The organism is Paenibacillus sp. ICGEB2008 (genome assembly GCF_000307675.1).
Taxonomy (GTDB): Bacteria; Bacillota; Bacilli; order Paenibacillales; family Paenibacillaceae; genus Paenibacillus; species Paenibacillus polymyxa.
In genome coordinates this window covers 273,217-288,792 of the sequence record NZ_AMQU01000004.1, presented here as the reverse complement: position 1 = coordinate 288,792, position 15,576 = coordinate 273,217, and the positions used below count along the sequence as shown (strand labels likewise).

13 protein-coding genes are annotated in these 15,576 nt (G+C 44.7%); 10 read left to right on the top strand and 3 right to left on the bottom strand.

What is annotated here, in order from left to right:
• The first annotated feature begins 205 nt into the window (after positions 1 to 205).
• Positions 206 to 568, top strand: a complete 363-nt coding sequence (locus tag C400_RS0102930; protein WP_016819591.1) for a YmaF family protein — start codon at positions 206 to 208, stop codon at positions 566 to 568.
• Positions 569 to 781: 213 nt separating this feature from the next.
• On the opposite strand, the gene C400_RS0102925 is transcribed toward C400_RS0102930, so the two are convergent.
• A complete protein-coding gene (locus C400_RS0102925) occupies positions 782 to 1,621 on the bottom strand; it encodes a manganese catalase family protein (protein WP_016819592.1) in 840 nt (279 codons plus the stop codon).
• Positions 1,622 to 1,848: 227 nt separating this feature from the next.
• Between C400_RS0102925 and C400_RS0102920 the strand changes: the two genes are divergently transcribed.
• Positions 1,849 to 2,703: a manganese catalase family protein gene (locus tag C400_RS0102920; protein WP_017425926.1), complete on the top strand. Its 855-nt coding sequence runs from the start codon at positions 1,849 to 1,851 to the stop codon at positions 2,701 to 2,703.
• A 171-nt stretch (positions 2,704 to 2,874) separates the two neighbouring features.
• Here the strand turns inward: C400_RS0102920 and C400_RS0102915 are convergent, their stop codons facing one another.
• Positions 2,875 to 3,939 (bottom strand): HD-GYP domain-containing protein, encoded by a 1,065-nt coding sequence (locus C400_RS0102915; protein ID WP_017425925.1) that lies wholly within the window; start codon positions 3,937 to 3,939, stop codon positions 2,875 to 2,877.
• Between the two features lie 270 nt (positions 3,940 to 4,209).
• Between C400_RS0102915 and C400_RS0102910 the strand changes: the two genes are divergently transcribed.
• From C400_RS0102910 to C400_RS0102875, 7 genes are all read left to right on the top strand, one after another.
• Complete coding sequence (locus C400_RS0102910) at positions 4,210 to 5,664, top strand: bifunctional metallophosphatase/5'-nucleotidase (protein ID WP_017425924.1); 1,455 nt, start codon at positions 4,210 to 4,212, stop codon at positions 5,662 to 5,664.
• Complete coding sequence (locus tag C400_RS0102905; RefSeq protein ID WP_017425923.1) at positions 5,618 to 6,778, top strand: HD-GYP domain-containing protein; 1,161 nt, start codon at positions 5,618 to 5,620, stop codon at positions 6,776 to 6,778. The genes C400_RS0102910 and C400_RS0102905 overlap by 47 nt, the downstream gene beginning before the upstream one ends.
• 97 nt (positions 6,779 to 6,875) lie before the next feature.
• Positions 6,876 to 8,006 (top strand): radical SAM/CxCxxxxC motif protein YfkAB, encoded by a 1,131-nt coding sequence (gene yfkAB, locus C400_RS0102900; RefSeq protein WP_013370310.1) that lies wholly within the window; start codon positions 6,876 to 6,878, stop codon positions 8,004 to 8,006.
• 106 nt (positions 8,007 to 8,112) lie between these two features.
• Positions 8,113 to 9,471, top strand: coding sequence for a hemolysin family protein (locus tag C400_RS0102895; protein ID WP_016819598.1), 1,359 nt, complete (start codon positions 8,113 to 8,115; stop codon positions 9,469 to 9,471).
• A 293-nt stretch (positions 9,472 to 9,764) separates the two neighbouring features.
• Entirely contained in the window at positions 9,765 to 9,989 is a 225-nt protein-coding gene (locus C400_RS0102885; protein ID WP_016819599.1) for a spore coat associated protein CotJA, read from the top strand.
• A 1-nt stretch (position 9,990) separates the two neighbouring features.
• The gene (locus tag C400_RS28380) at positions 9,991 to 10,473 is read left to right on the top strand and encodes a spore coat protein CotJB (RefSeq protein ID WP_016819600.1); all 483 of its coding nucleotides are present in this window, start codon (positions 9,991 to 9,993) and stop codon (positions 10,471 to 10,473) included.
• A 40-nt stretch (positions 10,474 to 10,513) separates the two neighbouring features.
• The gene (locus C400_RS0102875) at positions 10,514 to 11,083 is read left to right on the top strand and encodes a manganese catalase family protein (RefSeq protein WP_016819601.1); all 570 of its coding nucleotides are present in this window, start codon (positions 10,514 to 10,516) and stop codon (positions 11,081 to 11,083) included.
• Between the two features lie 162 nt (positions 11,084 to 11,245).
• Here the strand turns inward: C400_RS0102875 and C400_RS0102870 are convergent, their stop codons facing one another.
• The gene (locus C400_RS0102870) at positions 11,246 to 12,319 is read right to left on the bottom strand and encodes a glycosyltransferase family 2 protein (RefSeq protein WP_016819602.1); all 1,074 of its coding nucleotides are present in this window, start codon (positions 12,317 to 12,319) and stop codon (positions 11,246 to 11,248) included.
• A gap of 394 nt (positions 12,320 to 12,713) precedes the next feature.
• Here C400_RS0102870 and C400_RS0102865 point away from each other — a divergent pair, with 394 nt between their 5' ends.
• Complete coding sequence (locus C400_RS0102865; protein ID WP_017425921.1) at positions 12,714 to 15,557, top strand: bifunctional glycosyltransferase/class I SAM-dependent methyltransferase; 2,844 nt, start codon at positions 12,714 to 12,716, stop codon at positions 15,555 to 15,557.
• The last annotated feature ends 19 nt before the right edge of the window (positions 15,558 to 15,576 follow it).

Below are 15,576 nucleotides of genomic sequence, written 5' to 3'. Positions count from 1 at the left end.
ATCCGAGTCGTGCCGATTTTGTGCCGACTCGAATTTCCTTTTAAATGTAGAAGGCGAACTTTTTAAGTTCGTCTTCTTCTTTTTTTCTAATGCCATGTGAAACCAAAAATTTATTGTTAGGACTGCAGATAATCGCCTAGCACGTAACTATGTTTGCTTAATAGGATACTGTAAAAACTGCAAAACATAAGGAGGCAGGCAACGGATGCAGAAGAATAAACCTGTAGTCAAGAAGAAAACAATCTCAGCTAAACAGACACAGAGGCATGTACATGAATTTGAAGGTAGTACCAAACTGGCTGAAGCAGGCGCAGACCGACATAACCACCGCTTTGCAGGTGTTACTGGGCAAGCGATTCGAGTTGGAAGAAGTCATGTCCACGAAATTGATCTTACGAAAACTGATTTTGTGAACCATTTTCATAATCTGAGAAGGATTAGAACAGGACCAGCTATTCCAGTCGGAAATGGAAAACACGTACATTTCGTTACGGGCCAGACTACATTAAATGATGGTCATGTACACCAGTTTAATTTCGCAACATTGATTGAGGAACCTCTTGTTTAATGAACGATGGTTTGACTGAAGCAGAGGCCGATTGTGTACCGACTCGGATCTCCTGCTAGTATAGAAGGCGAACTTTTTTAAGTTCGTCTTTCTTCTATTTTTTTTGGTTACGTGTAAATACGTGTTTACGTTTGAAGTGGGTTTACAGATCCTTAATAGGTCGACAAAAAGCCAAAGCCGCCCCAAAAGTTGGGACAGCTCGCTTCTACATATTTATTTATCTGAAGTTTTATGGTCTAAGTCATGATGCAACTCGGTTGCTGGTATTTTGGCATTATAGATCTGTCCTTTGGCAATGGGGTTAGAGATGTATACATAGCTTCCGGTTCCATCCGGCGCACTTCCTGTTGCCCACAGACCTTCACTAGATTCTTCGCCTTCTGACAAGTTCCAAAACTCATATGCTTCAGGCTGAGATTCTTGCTCTGCTTCAGGAGGGAAGGAAGCCGGTACCACAACACCATTTTTTTCTTCTAATTCTTGAATTGCCGCCATCCATTGATATTGATGATAGCGGTCGCGTGCTAGCATTTTCCGTAATGTAGCCCTAACGCTTTCGTCTTGCGTCATATGATATAGTCTTGCTACCTGCAATCGACCTTGGCTCTCTGCATGCAGGTTGGACCGCATATCTGCCAAAAGATTGCCACTAGCCACAATGTAAGAACCATTCCATGGAACTCCATTGGAATTAGTAGGCAATCCACCAAGACCGCTGACCAGCAGGTGCTGCGGGTTAATTCCTCCCATAATGGCAGCTGTAACAGGGTCTTTGGCAGCTTGCTCCTGATCTTCTGGTTTAGCCCCATCAAGTAATTGACTAATTAAAGCACACAGCATCTCCACATGTCCTATTTCTTCTGTTCCAATATCCATTAACATATCTTTATATTTTTCATCACCGCGACAGTTAAACCCCTGAAACAAATATTGCATCATCACGGTCATTTCTCCAAATTGGCCTCCCAAAACTTCTTGTACCTGTCGGGCAAATAGAGGGTCAGGTCGCTCTACTTTCACTTCGAACTGCAACTCTTTTTGATGTCTAAACATAATTAGTCCTCCTATAGGTTAAAAGCAGTTTAGTGAATCCATGCTATATTAACCCATTCAATGCGCAACAAAACGAGGATATGCCTAACCATAAAATCCCCTAATACTGCTAGAATGATAGAATCCTTCATGAAAATAACTTTTCTGGTTCTTTGACTTGTATAAAAATGATAAAAAAGGGTAGCATATGTTTCACTTCAAAATAAAACTCTAAGGGGGTTTTGGTATTGTATTTTTATAAAGAAGATTTAATTAACATAATAGTACCTGATAAACCCGACCCAGCTGCTGCAAAAGTGATTCAGGAGGTATTGGGTGGTCGATTTGGAGAAATGCGTACCATGATGCAGTTTTTCTTTCAAAGTAATAATTTTCGTGGTAATGCTGTTCAATATAGGGATTTGATTCGAGGAGTTTTTCTAGAGGAGCTTAGTCATGTTGAACTGGTCCAACATACCATAAATCAACTTCTGACTGGCTCAGGTGAAGACCAAGCCGGCGATGCTGGAGTTGATCATGCTCCTTTGGATGAAGCGATAAAATATGCCAACCCTCATCATTTTATTATGGGAGCTCAAAGTTCCTTACCCGTTGATGCAAGTGGTAATCCTTGGTTAGGCAGTTATGTCTATTCCCACGGCAATCTGATTAGTGATTTGCTTGATAATCTCGTACTCGAATCTACAGGGGTTCTGCAAAAATCTCGAATTTACGAAATGAGCTCGAACAAAACATTCCGGGAAACATTGGCTTTTTTGATTGTACGGGATAATGCTCATCAAAATGCATTTGCCAAAGCATTAGAGACACTTGGAGTGGATTGGGGAAAATTGTTCCCGGTTCCAAACTACGATATTAACAAGTATCCAGAATGTCGGAAGTATGTTGAAATGGGCTTTCACAATGCACAGTTTAATTTTCGATTGGATTCTACCCGTATTGGAGAAATATTCAATGGGCAAACTCCAAGCAGAAACGGTGGGGATTTGAATGTCATTGACCCTCCAGAAGGCTTCCCTCTTCCGTATATGCCTGAATTGCCTAATGAACATAGCCCAGGTCTACAAGATCTTAATTCCTAGGATTAAATATATAAATACAGATAGTAACTAGGCTTATGTCCGTAACACAAAAAGAGGCTGTCCTTTGTAGGAAAAACCTACGGATTAAGGACAGTCTCTTTTCATTCGTGTAACCTATGCTTCGAACAATCATTCCATACAAACAAAGTAACGCCGGGTGGCAGTGGCAGATCAGGATTCCAGATAAATCTCATCAATGGATACATGGCGTTCCCTGGATAAATCTATATATTCATCGTCGTTAATTCTTACTAACGGTCTGAAGTAATCCACAGGATTGTTCAGAATAATGGTTCCTGTCTGGCCTGTAGTCAATAGAACCTGCTTATTAATAAAATTCGGAAGCATATGTCTGATGAACACTTGGGTAGTTTCTGGATTCAGATGTCCAAAACTCATACTGTGCAGCTCACGTAATACGGTGAGCAACTCCTGTTTTGTCTGATACACACGGTTGGAAATCATCGCGCTGTATACGTCGGCAACAGCTGTTATGCTGGCAAAAGGATGAATCTCTTCCTTGAACAGTCCGTGGGGGTATCCACTTCCGTCTTCGCGTTCGTGATGCTGCAAGGCGACAATTGCTGAAATATCATCGCTGGTTGAATTGCGAATAATATCATAGCCATACAGAGAATGTTTCTTCATCTCATGAAATTCTTCAGGTGTTAGTTTATCCGGTTTATTTAAAATTTCATCTGGTATCATAGACTTGCCTATATCGTGTAAATATCCAGCTTTTCCCGCGGCATATGCCTCTTCCTCTGTATATCCAAGCCAAGTGGCAATGTAATATGACAGTATACCTACTTGGAGAGAATGGTTATAGGTATAGTGATCTCCCCGTTCCATAATTAACAGTAGAGATACGACATCTTTTTGACGAGCCAGCTCTGAAACAAGAGGGGCGAACAGCTCATCAACTCGATGTTCATCAAATTTTCCAGTTGAGGAAGCTTCGAGGAACATGCTTTCAAAGCCACTGATCGTTTGCTCCATGAGGGGAACGGCGCGTTTGAGGGACTCGGGGGAAGCAGGAACATCGGGGGCAAAGCCAACCGGAATGCTCGTAGAACCAGCATCAATGTCAATATAATCGACACCATGCATAATGAGCTTGGAAATATCGTCATGCTGAAGCTCGGTGCCCTGAATCAAGACAGGTACACCGTGCCCATTGTATGTATCGGATTTGAGGCGATCTCCCGGCTTGGCATCGGTAACGTGAACTCTCATGTGCTAACCTCCTTGTCGTAAATTTGTCGAAAATACGAAACAAACTTAATATATCAAGAATTATATGGGATGACAACGACTAATTTACTATTATTCCAAGCTGTAAAATAGGTCCCAAGGACCCGTCTCCTCTGAGTTACATATAGAAGGCAATGTCAATGATTTTCACTATCTATGTCCACCTCATATGTACCATATTGCTAAATAACATGGTATGCTTAAACATTAGAAGCTCCAAAGTCGATATATAAAATATAGAGGAGGGCGGTTATGGAGATGACGACTCGGCAAACGTTGACCATTTTGCATACCAATGATATCCATAGTCATTTTGGCAGTATGCCTTCGATAGCCGCGATGATTAATGAACGAAAAGCTGCATCAGGGGATGCGCTTCTTGTGCTGGACATAGGAGACCACATGGATCGGATGGCCCCCGAAACGGAAGGAACGCTCGGTGGGGCAAATGTGGATGTGATTAATCTGACAGGATACGATGCAATTACGATCGGTAATAATGAGGGACTGACTTTTACCTCGGATATGATTGAACAGGCATATGCGGGCATTCATTGTCCAGTTGTATGTGGCAATCTGACAGAGCGTGCTACGGGGAGGATTCCTTTGTGGATGAAGGAATCTGTTATTCTAAACAAAGCAGGAATCAAGATCGGTTTACTAGGTGTGACGGCTCCTTTTACAGAGTTTTATCAATTGTTGGGCTGGGATGTGCTCGATCCGTTTGAGGTGCTGGGGAAGCAGATCGCGTCACTCAGAAAGCAGGTGGATGTGGTGGTCGTGATGTCTCACCTGGGTTTACCCTCTGATGAGAAATTAGCGTCCCAGTTTCCTGAGATTGACGTTATCCTTGGTGGTCACACCCACCATGTGCTGGAGGAACCGCTTCGGATCGGGAACACCGTTTTATGTGGGGCTGGGAAGTTCGGAACGTTGCTCGGTGAAGTGACGCTAACCCGTAACCATAGTCTTGAACCGTTTCGAGTTACCTCAGGCGGCGTAGTTCCTGTGGATCAGACGCTGCTAGACGAAAAAGTGGCATCGGCCATTGTGTTGCATCGCAGACAAGCAGAACGCGCCATGGAGAGCACGGTAGCAGTAACAGATCGGGAATTGGAGATCGCCTATAATGAGGAGTCCCCTTTCGGGAATTTGCTGGCACAATCGGTGTCCCATTTTACAGGAACCGAAATTGCCCTCGTCAATGCAGGTCAACTGCTTGGTCCATTGCCTCAAGGAGATATTAGCAAAGGAATACTGCATTCCTTATGCCCATCGCCGATTAATCCCTGTGTTATGAAGTTGCGGGGAAGAGACATTCGGTTGGCCCTGGAGCAATCTTTGCTGCCTGAATTTACAGACAAGCCCATGTCGGGCTTTGGCTTCAGAGGCAAAGTGCTGGGCACGATGTGTGTGGAAGGGTTGACCATTCAGTATGATCCGGACCGTGCTCCTTATGAAAAAGTGACGGACATTCGTGTAGCGGGTCAACCTTTGGAAGAAGATGAGGAATACACAGTGGGCACGTTGGATATGTTCACTTTCAAAGCAGGCTATAAGGTGCTTGCGAACGGAACAGATCTCCGATTTATGCTTCCAGAATTTTTACGGGATTTGATTGAAATGGAGTTGAAGCGTCCGGGCGCGATGGAAGAATGTTTTGCAGCTAGGTGGCTTCAGGTATCAAAACAATCGGGAGAGGATTAAGCTGCGACTGGTACCTGTTACATTATTGAGAGCCGGCATGAAGCTGGGCAAAAAAATATACAATGAAAATGGAATGGTGCTGCTCTCGGAAGGTGTTGAGCTTACTTCGCGATTGATTGAACGTCTAGGCCAAGTCGGAATTGGATATGTATACATTGAGGATGCTGTGACAGAAGATATCGTCATACCCGAGATGATCCATGAACAGACAAGGGCGGCGGCGCTACAGGAAATCAAAAAGCAGTTTCAGGGTTTGTCATCCTACTCCGTAGATCATAAGCACAAATATTTTGGCAAGTCATTTTATAAGGTCATGGAATCGATTCTGGACGATATTGGAGGCCGCCAGGATGCCATCATTATGTTGATGGATATCGGGGCCGCGGATCAGGATTTGTATCATCATTCTTTGAATGTATGCTTGTATTCACTAGTCCTGGGGATATCCAATGGCTACGATAATAATCAGCTCATGGAGCTAGGGATAGGTTCATTACTGCACGATATCGGTAAAATGAAGATTTCACCTCAAGTGCTCTATAAGCCGGGTAAATTGACGGACGAGGAATATGAGCATATGAAAACACATACAGTGATCGGCTATAAGCTACTTAAAGACGAACCCGGGATTCCCTTGTTGTCAGCTCATTGTGCATTACAGCATCATGAGCGTATTGACGGTAGTGGATACCCACACGGTTGGAAGAAGGACCAAATCCACGAATATGCGAAATGGATCGGTCTGGCGGACTCGTATGACGCGATGACGGCAAGTCGAATCTACAAGCAGGCTTTGTTGCCTTATGAAGCAATGGAGGTGCTATACGCCGGGGCAGGAACGCTGTATGAGCAGCGGATGCTGGAAGCCTTTCGTGACTGTGTAGCTATTTACCCTCTGGGGCTTTCTGTAATGCTCAACACAGGGGAAGAGGGAGTCGTAGTGCGTATACATTCCAAAATCCCGCAAAGGCCTGTCATTCGTATTGTAAGAGACCGGGATGGGCAGGAACTGAAGGCGCCTTATGATGTGGATTTATCCGTATCCCTTTCGGTTATGATTACAAATACATTAGGCGCTGCTACCGGCCCTTTCGGAGGAGTACGCGTAGATTAGCAGAGGATGTGGAAGAAAGCATGCAGGCACTTTACACATCATGATATGATAATTATACGTCTTTTGAGGTTAATAACAGAAATAAGGTGAAAACATAATGACAGTTCTACAAAATAACACACTACCCCAAATATCGCCAACGTATGATCCGTGGGACCCGATTGTCTCACTGCGTACACATGGTCGTCATTTGCTTACAAGTGTGGAAATGACCGTAACACATTTATGTAATATGCGCTGTGAGCATTGCGCTGTCGGCGATATGCTGGTTATGAAGGAGGCCCCTTTCCTTCCTTTAGATTTGATGCTGAAGCGGCTGGATGAAGTTGAGCATCTGGAGACAATAAGTATTACAGGCGGAGAACCTGCATTGCTTGATAAAACAGTGGACGATGTGATCGTTCCGCTGTTGAAGTATGCTAAAGAGCGCGGTATTCGTTCGCAAATTAACTCCAACCTGACATTGGATATCAGAAGATATGAGAAGATGCTTCCGTATCTGGATGTCATGCATATATCGTTTAATTATTTAAATGCAGACGATTTTTATGAAGTGGGATTTGCAAATACCGGACGTCCGACTCCACGCGCGGGTGCTGTGCGCCTGTATGAAAAAATGATAGAGAATGCACGCAGATTGAGCGAAATGGGGATGTTCATTTCAGCTGAGTCCATGATTAATTATCGGACACATACGAAGCTAGAAGGCATTCATCAGTTGATCAACGAAATGGGATGCCGCCGACATGAGGTTCATCCGATGTACGCATCGAATTTTGCTTCTGCCTTGCCTGTACTGTCCCTTGACGATATGCGGAACTCTATTGATAAGCTGCTGGATGTGCGAAATCAGGACATGTGGATGTTATTTGGGACACTACCGTTCTTTGCTTGTTCTGAGCGGGAGGAAGACCGTAAATTGCTTCGTCGCTTGCGTCAAGAACCGAATATTACGGTGCGTAATGATCCAGACGGAAGAAACCGTGTAAATGTGAATATGTTCACGGGTAGCGTATATGTGACGGATTTTGCAGACATTCCAGCTTTCGGAAACATTCAGGAAAACAGTCTGGACAATATTTTCGGTGAATGGCTGAATGAGCATCCGCTGAATCAGACCGTGAACTGTCATTGCGATGCGGCTGCGTGTTGCGGACCGAATCTACTCGTAGCAGATATGTATTACAAGGGTGTAGACTTTAAATCAAGAAAAGCTTTGCAATTATAAGCATTTTTACATGATTACAATTACAGTTTTCAATCATAAATACTGAATTGAATAACTTACAAGTCGAATGGTGCAAAATGCTAACTAAAGAAATGGGGAGTTCGTATTGGATGGTCATACCGAGTTTCATTGGGGATTGCTAGGGGTGAATCTCTTCTTGGTACTGCTGCTTGTCTTTCTAAACGGTGTTTTTGTGGCCGCAGAGTTTTCGCTGGTCAAAATGCGCCAATCCCGATTGACGCAGCTCCAAAGTGAGGGTCATCGCCTGGCAGGCTATGCGCTGAAGGTGAACCAAAAGTTGGATGCTTATCTGTCTGCCACCCAATTGGGCATTACGCTGGCCTCATTGGGGCTAGGCTGGATTGGTGAGCCAGCAATATCCGGCTACCTGATAGAGCCACTCATGCACAAACTCGGTGTAACTGACGGTACACTGATTACAACGGTATCCGTTGTCGTCGGATTTTGCGTCATTACTTTTTTGCATATTGTATTGGGCGAACTGGCTCCCAAGTCTTTGGCGATTCAAAAGACTGAAGGTGTGGCGTTGTTTTTATCGGCGCCCTTGCTGCTTTTTTATAAGGTTTTTCTACCTGTAATCTGGGTGTTAAATGCTGCCGCAAACATGTTGTTACGGGCATTCGGCATTCAGCCGGCGAGTGAAGCCGAAGCGGCACATTCTGAGGAAGAGATCCGTATATTGATGAATCAGAGCGCCAAGAGTGGTGTAATCGATAAGGATGAAATCAAGCTGATGGATAATATCTTTGATTTTTCCGACTTGCTTGCTCGTGAAATCATGTTGCCGCGTACTGATATGGATTGCTTGTACACGAATTTGTCGTTTAAGGAAAATTTGAAGATTATCAGTGAGACCAAGCATTCCCGTTACCCGGTAGCAGTCGAGGATAAAGATCAGATTATCGGTTTTGTCCATATTACAGATCTTCTGTTAGCCGAGCAGGGTGAGCAACTGGATCTGGCCTCGGTGGTGCGTCCTATTCTGAACGTGCCTGAGTCCATGGAAGTAAGTCATGTGCTACGCCTTATGCAGAAAAAGCATTCCCAAATGACTCTCGTGGTGGATGAATACGGTGGAACCGCCGGTCTGCTGACAGCGGAGGAAATTCTGGAGGAAATCGTCGGGGATCTCTATGATGAGTTTGAGGATGAACGTCCAAGCGTGGAAATGAAGGAAGACTTTATCTCTGTGGACGGTCGTATGCTCATTGAGGATGTGAATGATTTAACTGGAGTGAACATTGAAGACGACGAAGTGGATTCCATCGGAGGCTGGCTGTTCAAGGAATTGGAAGGCAGTCCGGTGAAAGGGAAGAAAATAGAGTTTTATAATCTGACCTTTGAAGTGGAGGAAGCAACAAGGCTTCGCATTATGAGAGTGAAAATTCACCGTAAAACTGAGCCTGTCATTGAAGATGAGCTTTCTAACGATGAGGAATCCTAATCCACAGAGATAGCCATGATTAGTTCAGATATGTAGTTATATAGAGTGCTGAAAGAAAGAGCCTTTAAATCCACGTTATCGTGGTTTTAAAGGCTCTTTTTGAGTTAGTTACTACTGCAATTCAATCGAAATATAGATAGCGGGGAGGATGCCATAATCAGCTTGAGCAGCAGTTCGATAGTTTATTTCTTTGAACAAAAATTTGTATCCGTTATTTTTTTGTTCGAGACTTGGGCGATGCGGCATATGTTGAATAGTAAAGCAGATGGATCAATTAAAGGAGGTCCCGGCCCGTGAAATTTCCACAGCAAGGTCAGTATGCCCCGTTTGTCGGCCCGTTCGATCCGTGTCCGCCCGTTCTGTGCAAGACTTATGTGCTCCCGCCAAACTTGTTTATACAATTTCAGCCCCCTGGTCTGCCACAATTCAGTCCAGAGGAAGCACTGACGAAAGGAACGCTATGGCCATTGCTTTACAGTCCTTATGAGCCTAGGAGAAACCAGGGGGGAGGCGAATAAAATGGAGAATCCAAATCAGGGTCAGTCCCCAAATCAATTCCAACAGCCAAATCAGCCTGAGGGTGGACATCAACAGCCGAATCAGTCTCAAAGCCCTTATTCAAATTCATATCAATACCAGAACCAATATCAATATCAGAACCAGTATCAAAATCAAGCCCAGGACTATAGTCAACCCAGAGAACCGATCCAAGGTTATACGCCCCAAGCCTATGCGCCTCAAACCAAGCCGGGTGATGCCCAGTTTTATGCGCTATTGGAGAAGCTCCAAGCGGTGGATTTTGTGCTGGTGGAACTGAATTTGTATCTGGATACACACCCGGATGATTTGCAGGCCATCGAACAGTTCAACAAGCTGACACAGGAAAGAACGGCGATTGCTAACGAGTATCAACTCCTATATGGACCCTTACAGAATTTTGGTCGTGCCTATTCCAAGTATCCTTGGGAGTGGAGCCAATCACCTTGGCCGTGGCAGGTATAGGTAGGGAATCGTCAACCTTTTGTATAAAGGAGGAACATAAATGTGGGTATATGAGAAAAAACTGCAATATCCCGTACGTGTCAGCAAATGTGATCCTCATATGGCTAAACTGCTGATGGAGCAGTATGGCGGAGCGGATGGCGAGCTGGCAGCGGCATTGCGCTATCTGAATCAGCGGTATACGATTCCCGATAAAGTGATCGGTGTACTCAATGACATCGGCACTGAGGAATTTGCGCACCTCGAGATGATTGCGACTATGATTTACAAGCTAACCAAGGATGCGAGTGTGGAGCAAATGGAGGCAGCCGGTCTAGGCGAATATTATGCGGCACACGACCATGCGTTATTTTACCAAAACGCTTCCGGAGTGCCTTTTACAGCGGCCTATATCCAAGCTAAAGGTGACCCGATTGCTGATCTGTATGAGGATATTGCGGCAGAGGAAAAGGCGCGAGCTACATATCAGTGGCTGATTGATTTGACAGACGATGTGGATTTGCAGGATAGTTTGAAGTTTCTGCGTGAACGTGAGGTGATTCATTCGTTGCGTTTCCGTGAGTCAGTAGAAATTTTGAAGGGAGAAAGAGACCGGAAAAAGGTGTTCTGAAGGAGTCTTGTATGACGAATAGGAAAGGCCATCTGCAAGCATCACGTGCAGGTGGCCTTTCCTATCTATAAAACTAGTAACTTGTAAACAAAGCAGATTGTAGCTAATAAAGTCGATTTACTACAAAAGAAATCGACTTTTTTAATGGCGCTCAACAGAATATTATTTTTGGTCTAGCTGTGCAAAATACTGCTCGTTATATAAAACACTTGGATGAGTAGGATGGTGCAACTGGGCTATGCGATGATGCGATTTTGCTTTTTCGATGTCACCGATTCGGTCATAACAGAGACATAATTGCAAGTGTGGAAACCAGGTATAGTACGACGAATTGGTTAAGGCCATCACATTTTGCGGGGGCTCAATCAGCGTCGCCTGACGAAACCAATAAATGGCTTGAGCATACTGCTCATCTTCAATGAACAAATTGCCGAAAGCACAGCAGAATTGGGCGCGTGGTACATCGAGGGTAAGTGTGCGGAGCAGTGCCATCCGTTGCTCCTGTTTTTGTGCTTGACGACCGTAGCAATCCGCAAGCTTAAAGCAAGCAGCAATCCGATCTTCTATCCATCCTTGATTTAGCCCTAGATAATGTTCGTACTGCTGAATGGCTTCTAGTGTGCGTCCGTTATCATATAATTCATTGGCGAAGTAGTAGTGATCTCGTTCAGAAAATACGGTGCCCTGCTCCCGATGCTTGAGATATATGTGCAAATTACGAGCAGTATAAGCTCGTGTTTTGTTATGAGTCACCGCCATATTACTATGAAAGATGCTGCCTGTTACATTCAGGAACTCGTGAACAAATCCGGTCCATCTGAATCTGCGATCACGCCGTACAATTCGGTTTCTTTTGAGCTTATACAACGGCTGTCCTTGTTCATCTACGGATAGCACATAATCCATTGTAATGCTGTCATAAGAGAGGGTGGCTTGTTTTTTCCAGTTGAGAAAGGATAGTCGATCTTTTTCTTCCAGTATGTCATCGGCATCCAGCCAAAATTGATATTCTTGCGTGGCCTGATCAAACGCATAATTACGGGCAGCGGAGAAATCATCGCACCACTCAAAGTTGTATATCCGAGCGTTGAATGATGCAGCGACCTCTTGGGTTCTATCGGTAGATCCAGTATCAACGATAATGATTTCATCCACCAGGTCATGGACTGATTTCAGACAGGTATGAAGGGCTTCTTCTTCGTTTTTGACAATCATACATAAGCTGACAGTCACCATGCTCTTTGTCCCTCCCCAAAAAACTTGGTATAATTTCCATTTTATTAGGATAGCTTGCTCATTATGTAGTAATTCGGTTTGAACATGTAAGGGGATATGATGATCATAAATTCAGTTCTGCTCTAATAAATTAGAAAATCAAAGCTGGATGTTTGGGGGAAGGGTATGGATTGAAGATGTGGGTGACGTTCCGGGTTAGGATGTGCGACAGGATGGGTTTTATCGTTGAATGGGGAGATTGTATTTTGTATTGATGTCGTTTTCATTGATATTTCCAGGTGTAAGTCCATTCATACTACGCTCACTCCCATATCGCTTGGTCGCAATTATGGTATGCGTTAGGACATGGAGGGGGAATGGTTATGAGGCTTCCGCCTGATGGAGGCGTTGACACATGCGTATACTAATCGGCAGCCCGGTGCACCAGAAGCCGGAAATTTTGTCTTTGTTCCTTCAAGCATTGGAGCGTCTGGAGGCACCTGACGTGCTACCGGATTATTTGTTTGTCGATGATAATGACAATCCGATTTCAAGCCAGTGGCTAGTTGACTTTTCCAATCGACTTCCGGGACGGGTTTTACCCTTGTTAACAGGCTCGCAGCAAGTGGAAACCCGAAGTGATGAGCACACTCATTATTGGCCGCCTGCGCTTGTCTGGAAAGTGGCTGGCTTTAAAAATCGTCTTATTGATTATGCACTTCAGCACAATTATGACGCGTTGTTTCTGGTCGATTCAGACCTGGTTCTCCATTCCCGTACCTTGTGCAGGTTGGTGGAGACGGAGAAGGATATTGTATCAGAGATTTTCTGGACACGCTGGCAACCGGAAGGACCGCTATTGCCTCAAGTGTGGGTTAGTGATGAATATAACTTGTTCCATCGTGAAGATGGCGAAGTGTTGTCGGCAGAGGAGCGAGCGCAACGTGAGTTGCATTTTATACACCAGTTGCATGTTCCAGGTTTGTATGAGGTGGGTGGTCTAGGCGCGTGTACCTTAATCCGCAGACGGGCGCTGGAAGCAGGGATTCATTTTGGTAAAATCAAAAACGTTTCTTATTGGGGAGAAGATCGACATTTTTGTATTCGAGCGGCTGCATTTGGATTTCCACTTTTTGTAGACACACACTATCCGGCAATGCATCTATATCGGGAAGCCGATCGAATGAAGGCAGAACAGCTATTATTCACCCTAAAGTACTTTACATCGAACCGCCCAGAGCATGTAACACATGCGGAACACTCCGATATTTCTCCAAGCTCTCCAGCCTTCAATCGTCCCGCATCGTCAAGAACCCCTAAATTCAACGAACCTCCAGTTATACCCGATGATCTCCGCGAAACTGCTGTCTTTGCCAAGTACACGGCAGATTCGTTTGTTGTACCCCCGGCGTTCACTGGTCCACGACAAAGTGAGCTTTATACACCGCCTGTCTCTAATCCTAAATTGACGCTGACCATGACGGTATGCAATGAGGCAGATCGCAAGCTTACAGACGTGCTGCTGAGTCACCGGGAATACATTGATGAAGCAGTCATTATTGATGATGGTAGTCATGACGATAGCGGAGCGTTGTGCCGGGAAATCTTACAAGGAATCCCTCTGCGTCTGATCCGCAATGAAACACCCTCTTTTATCAATGAAGTCGAACTTCGAAAGCAGCAGTGGAGAGAGACATTGGCTTCCTCTCCCGAATGGATATTAAGCATGGATGCTGACGAAATGTTCGAATCCCGCTTTGCCCAAGGGGTACATTCTTTGTTAGCGGGAACGAAAGCGGATACGATTTGTTTCAGGTTGTTTGATATGTGGTCTTCGACGCATTACCGTGATGATGACTATTGGCAGGCTCATCGGTATTACCGTCCTTTTTTAATTCGATATAAAGAGGGGTTCCCTTATAAATGGAAGGAGCAGTCCTTGCACTGTGGGAGATTACCCGAAAATGTACTTGACCTTCCCACAGAGATCAGCAACTACCGTATTCAGCATTGGGGATGGTATACACCTGCTATTCGCATGGCTAAATTTGAGCGGTACCAGCTGCTTGACCCAAGTGCTCGTTATGGATGGAAAGAGCAATATGAATCCATTTTGGACTCGAATCCACGACTCACGCTCTGGGTGGATCAGGACAACAAAAATACAGAAAAAGAACCTACATCAGAATATGAACCTGACCATCAGGTGAACGCCTTGGATGTCGCCAAGGTGGCTAGTGTACAGGTCATGAACAAACCCGAACTACAAATAAAAAGTGAAGCCAAGGACACCTTTTATGCTACGGAGAAGGGGAAAGGAGCAGAGCAGAGTGTAAAATGCAAACTGTGTGGCTTATCTGACACGGTAGTATTTCATGATTATCAACGCTTTACCTTGATGGGATGCGGCTCCTGTGGATTGGTTTTTCGTAAGGATGTAGATCATATTCAGTCTGAGGAAATGATAGCAGAGATTTATAATGCCAATTGGGTTGCTATGCGGGATAGTGCGGCGACGTCCACCTATGGGGATCATGCTCTTTTTGGACTTATGTTGCTCGATATGTTCAGTCCCAAAAAAGGAAAGCTGCTTGAGATTGGTTCAGGGACTGGAGAATTTATCCATGCTGCCCTTCAAGCTGGCTGGAATGCAGTGGGCATTGAGCCGTCCAGTGAATCGCGTGCCTATGCCAAGTGCAAATATGAGGTGGAATTATTACCGGGTTATTGGAACGGTGAAACAGAGCTAGATGCTCAAATTCAACAATCTCTAGAAATTAATCAAGATTATAAAGATCAGGAAGCGATTGAGACTGAAAGTTTAGAGGAAGAAGCCGACTTACCTCTGGAGCACCAATACGAAGCCATAGCATGCTGGCATGTACTGGAGCATATCGCGGACCCGATCAAATTTTTGACGGATTTGCGTGATCAGCTTCAACCTGATGGAACGTTATATATTACGGTGCCCAATAAAAACTCGTTTACCAACGAGGCTTATGGCGTTCACTCACCTTTATTTACGGAGGAAGATCATTTGTACCATTATTCGGATCATACACTGACGCTCTTGCTGGAAAAGTCCGGCTTGCGCCCGGTGGCTTTGTTCACCCGCCAGCTTCCTGCTGGTTTGGATGCCTTGCTGCAAGCACATCCTTTGTACGGTGAGCTTGCCTTTACAGAGCAAATGGGATTGTTGGCTAAGCTTCAAGGTGAGAAACGGGGTCATGAATTATGCTGTGTAGCAAGAGTAATCTAAACATCTCCAAAGGAGGCTA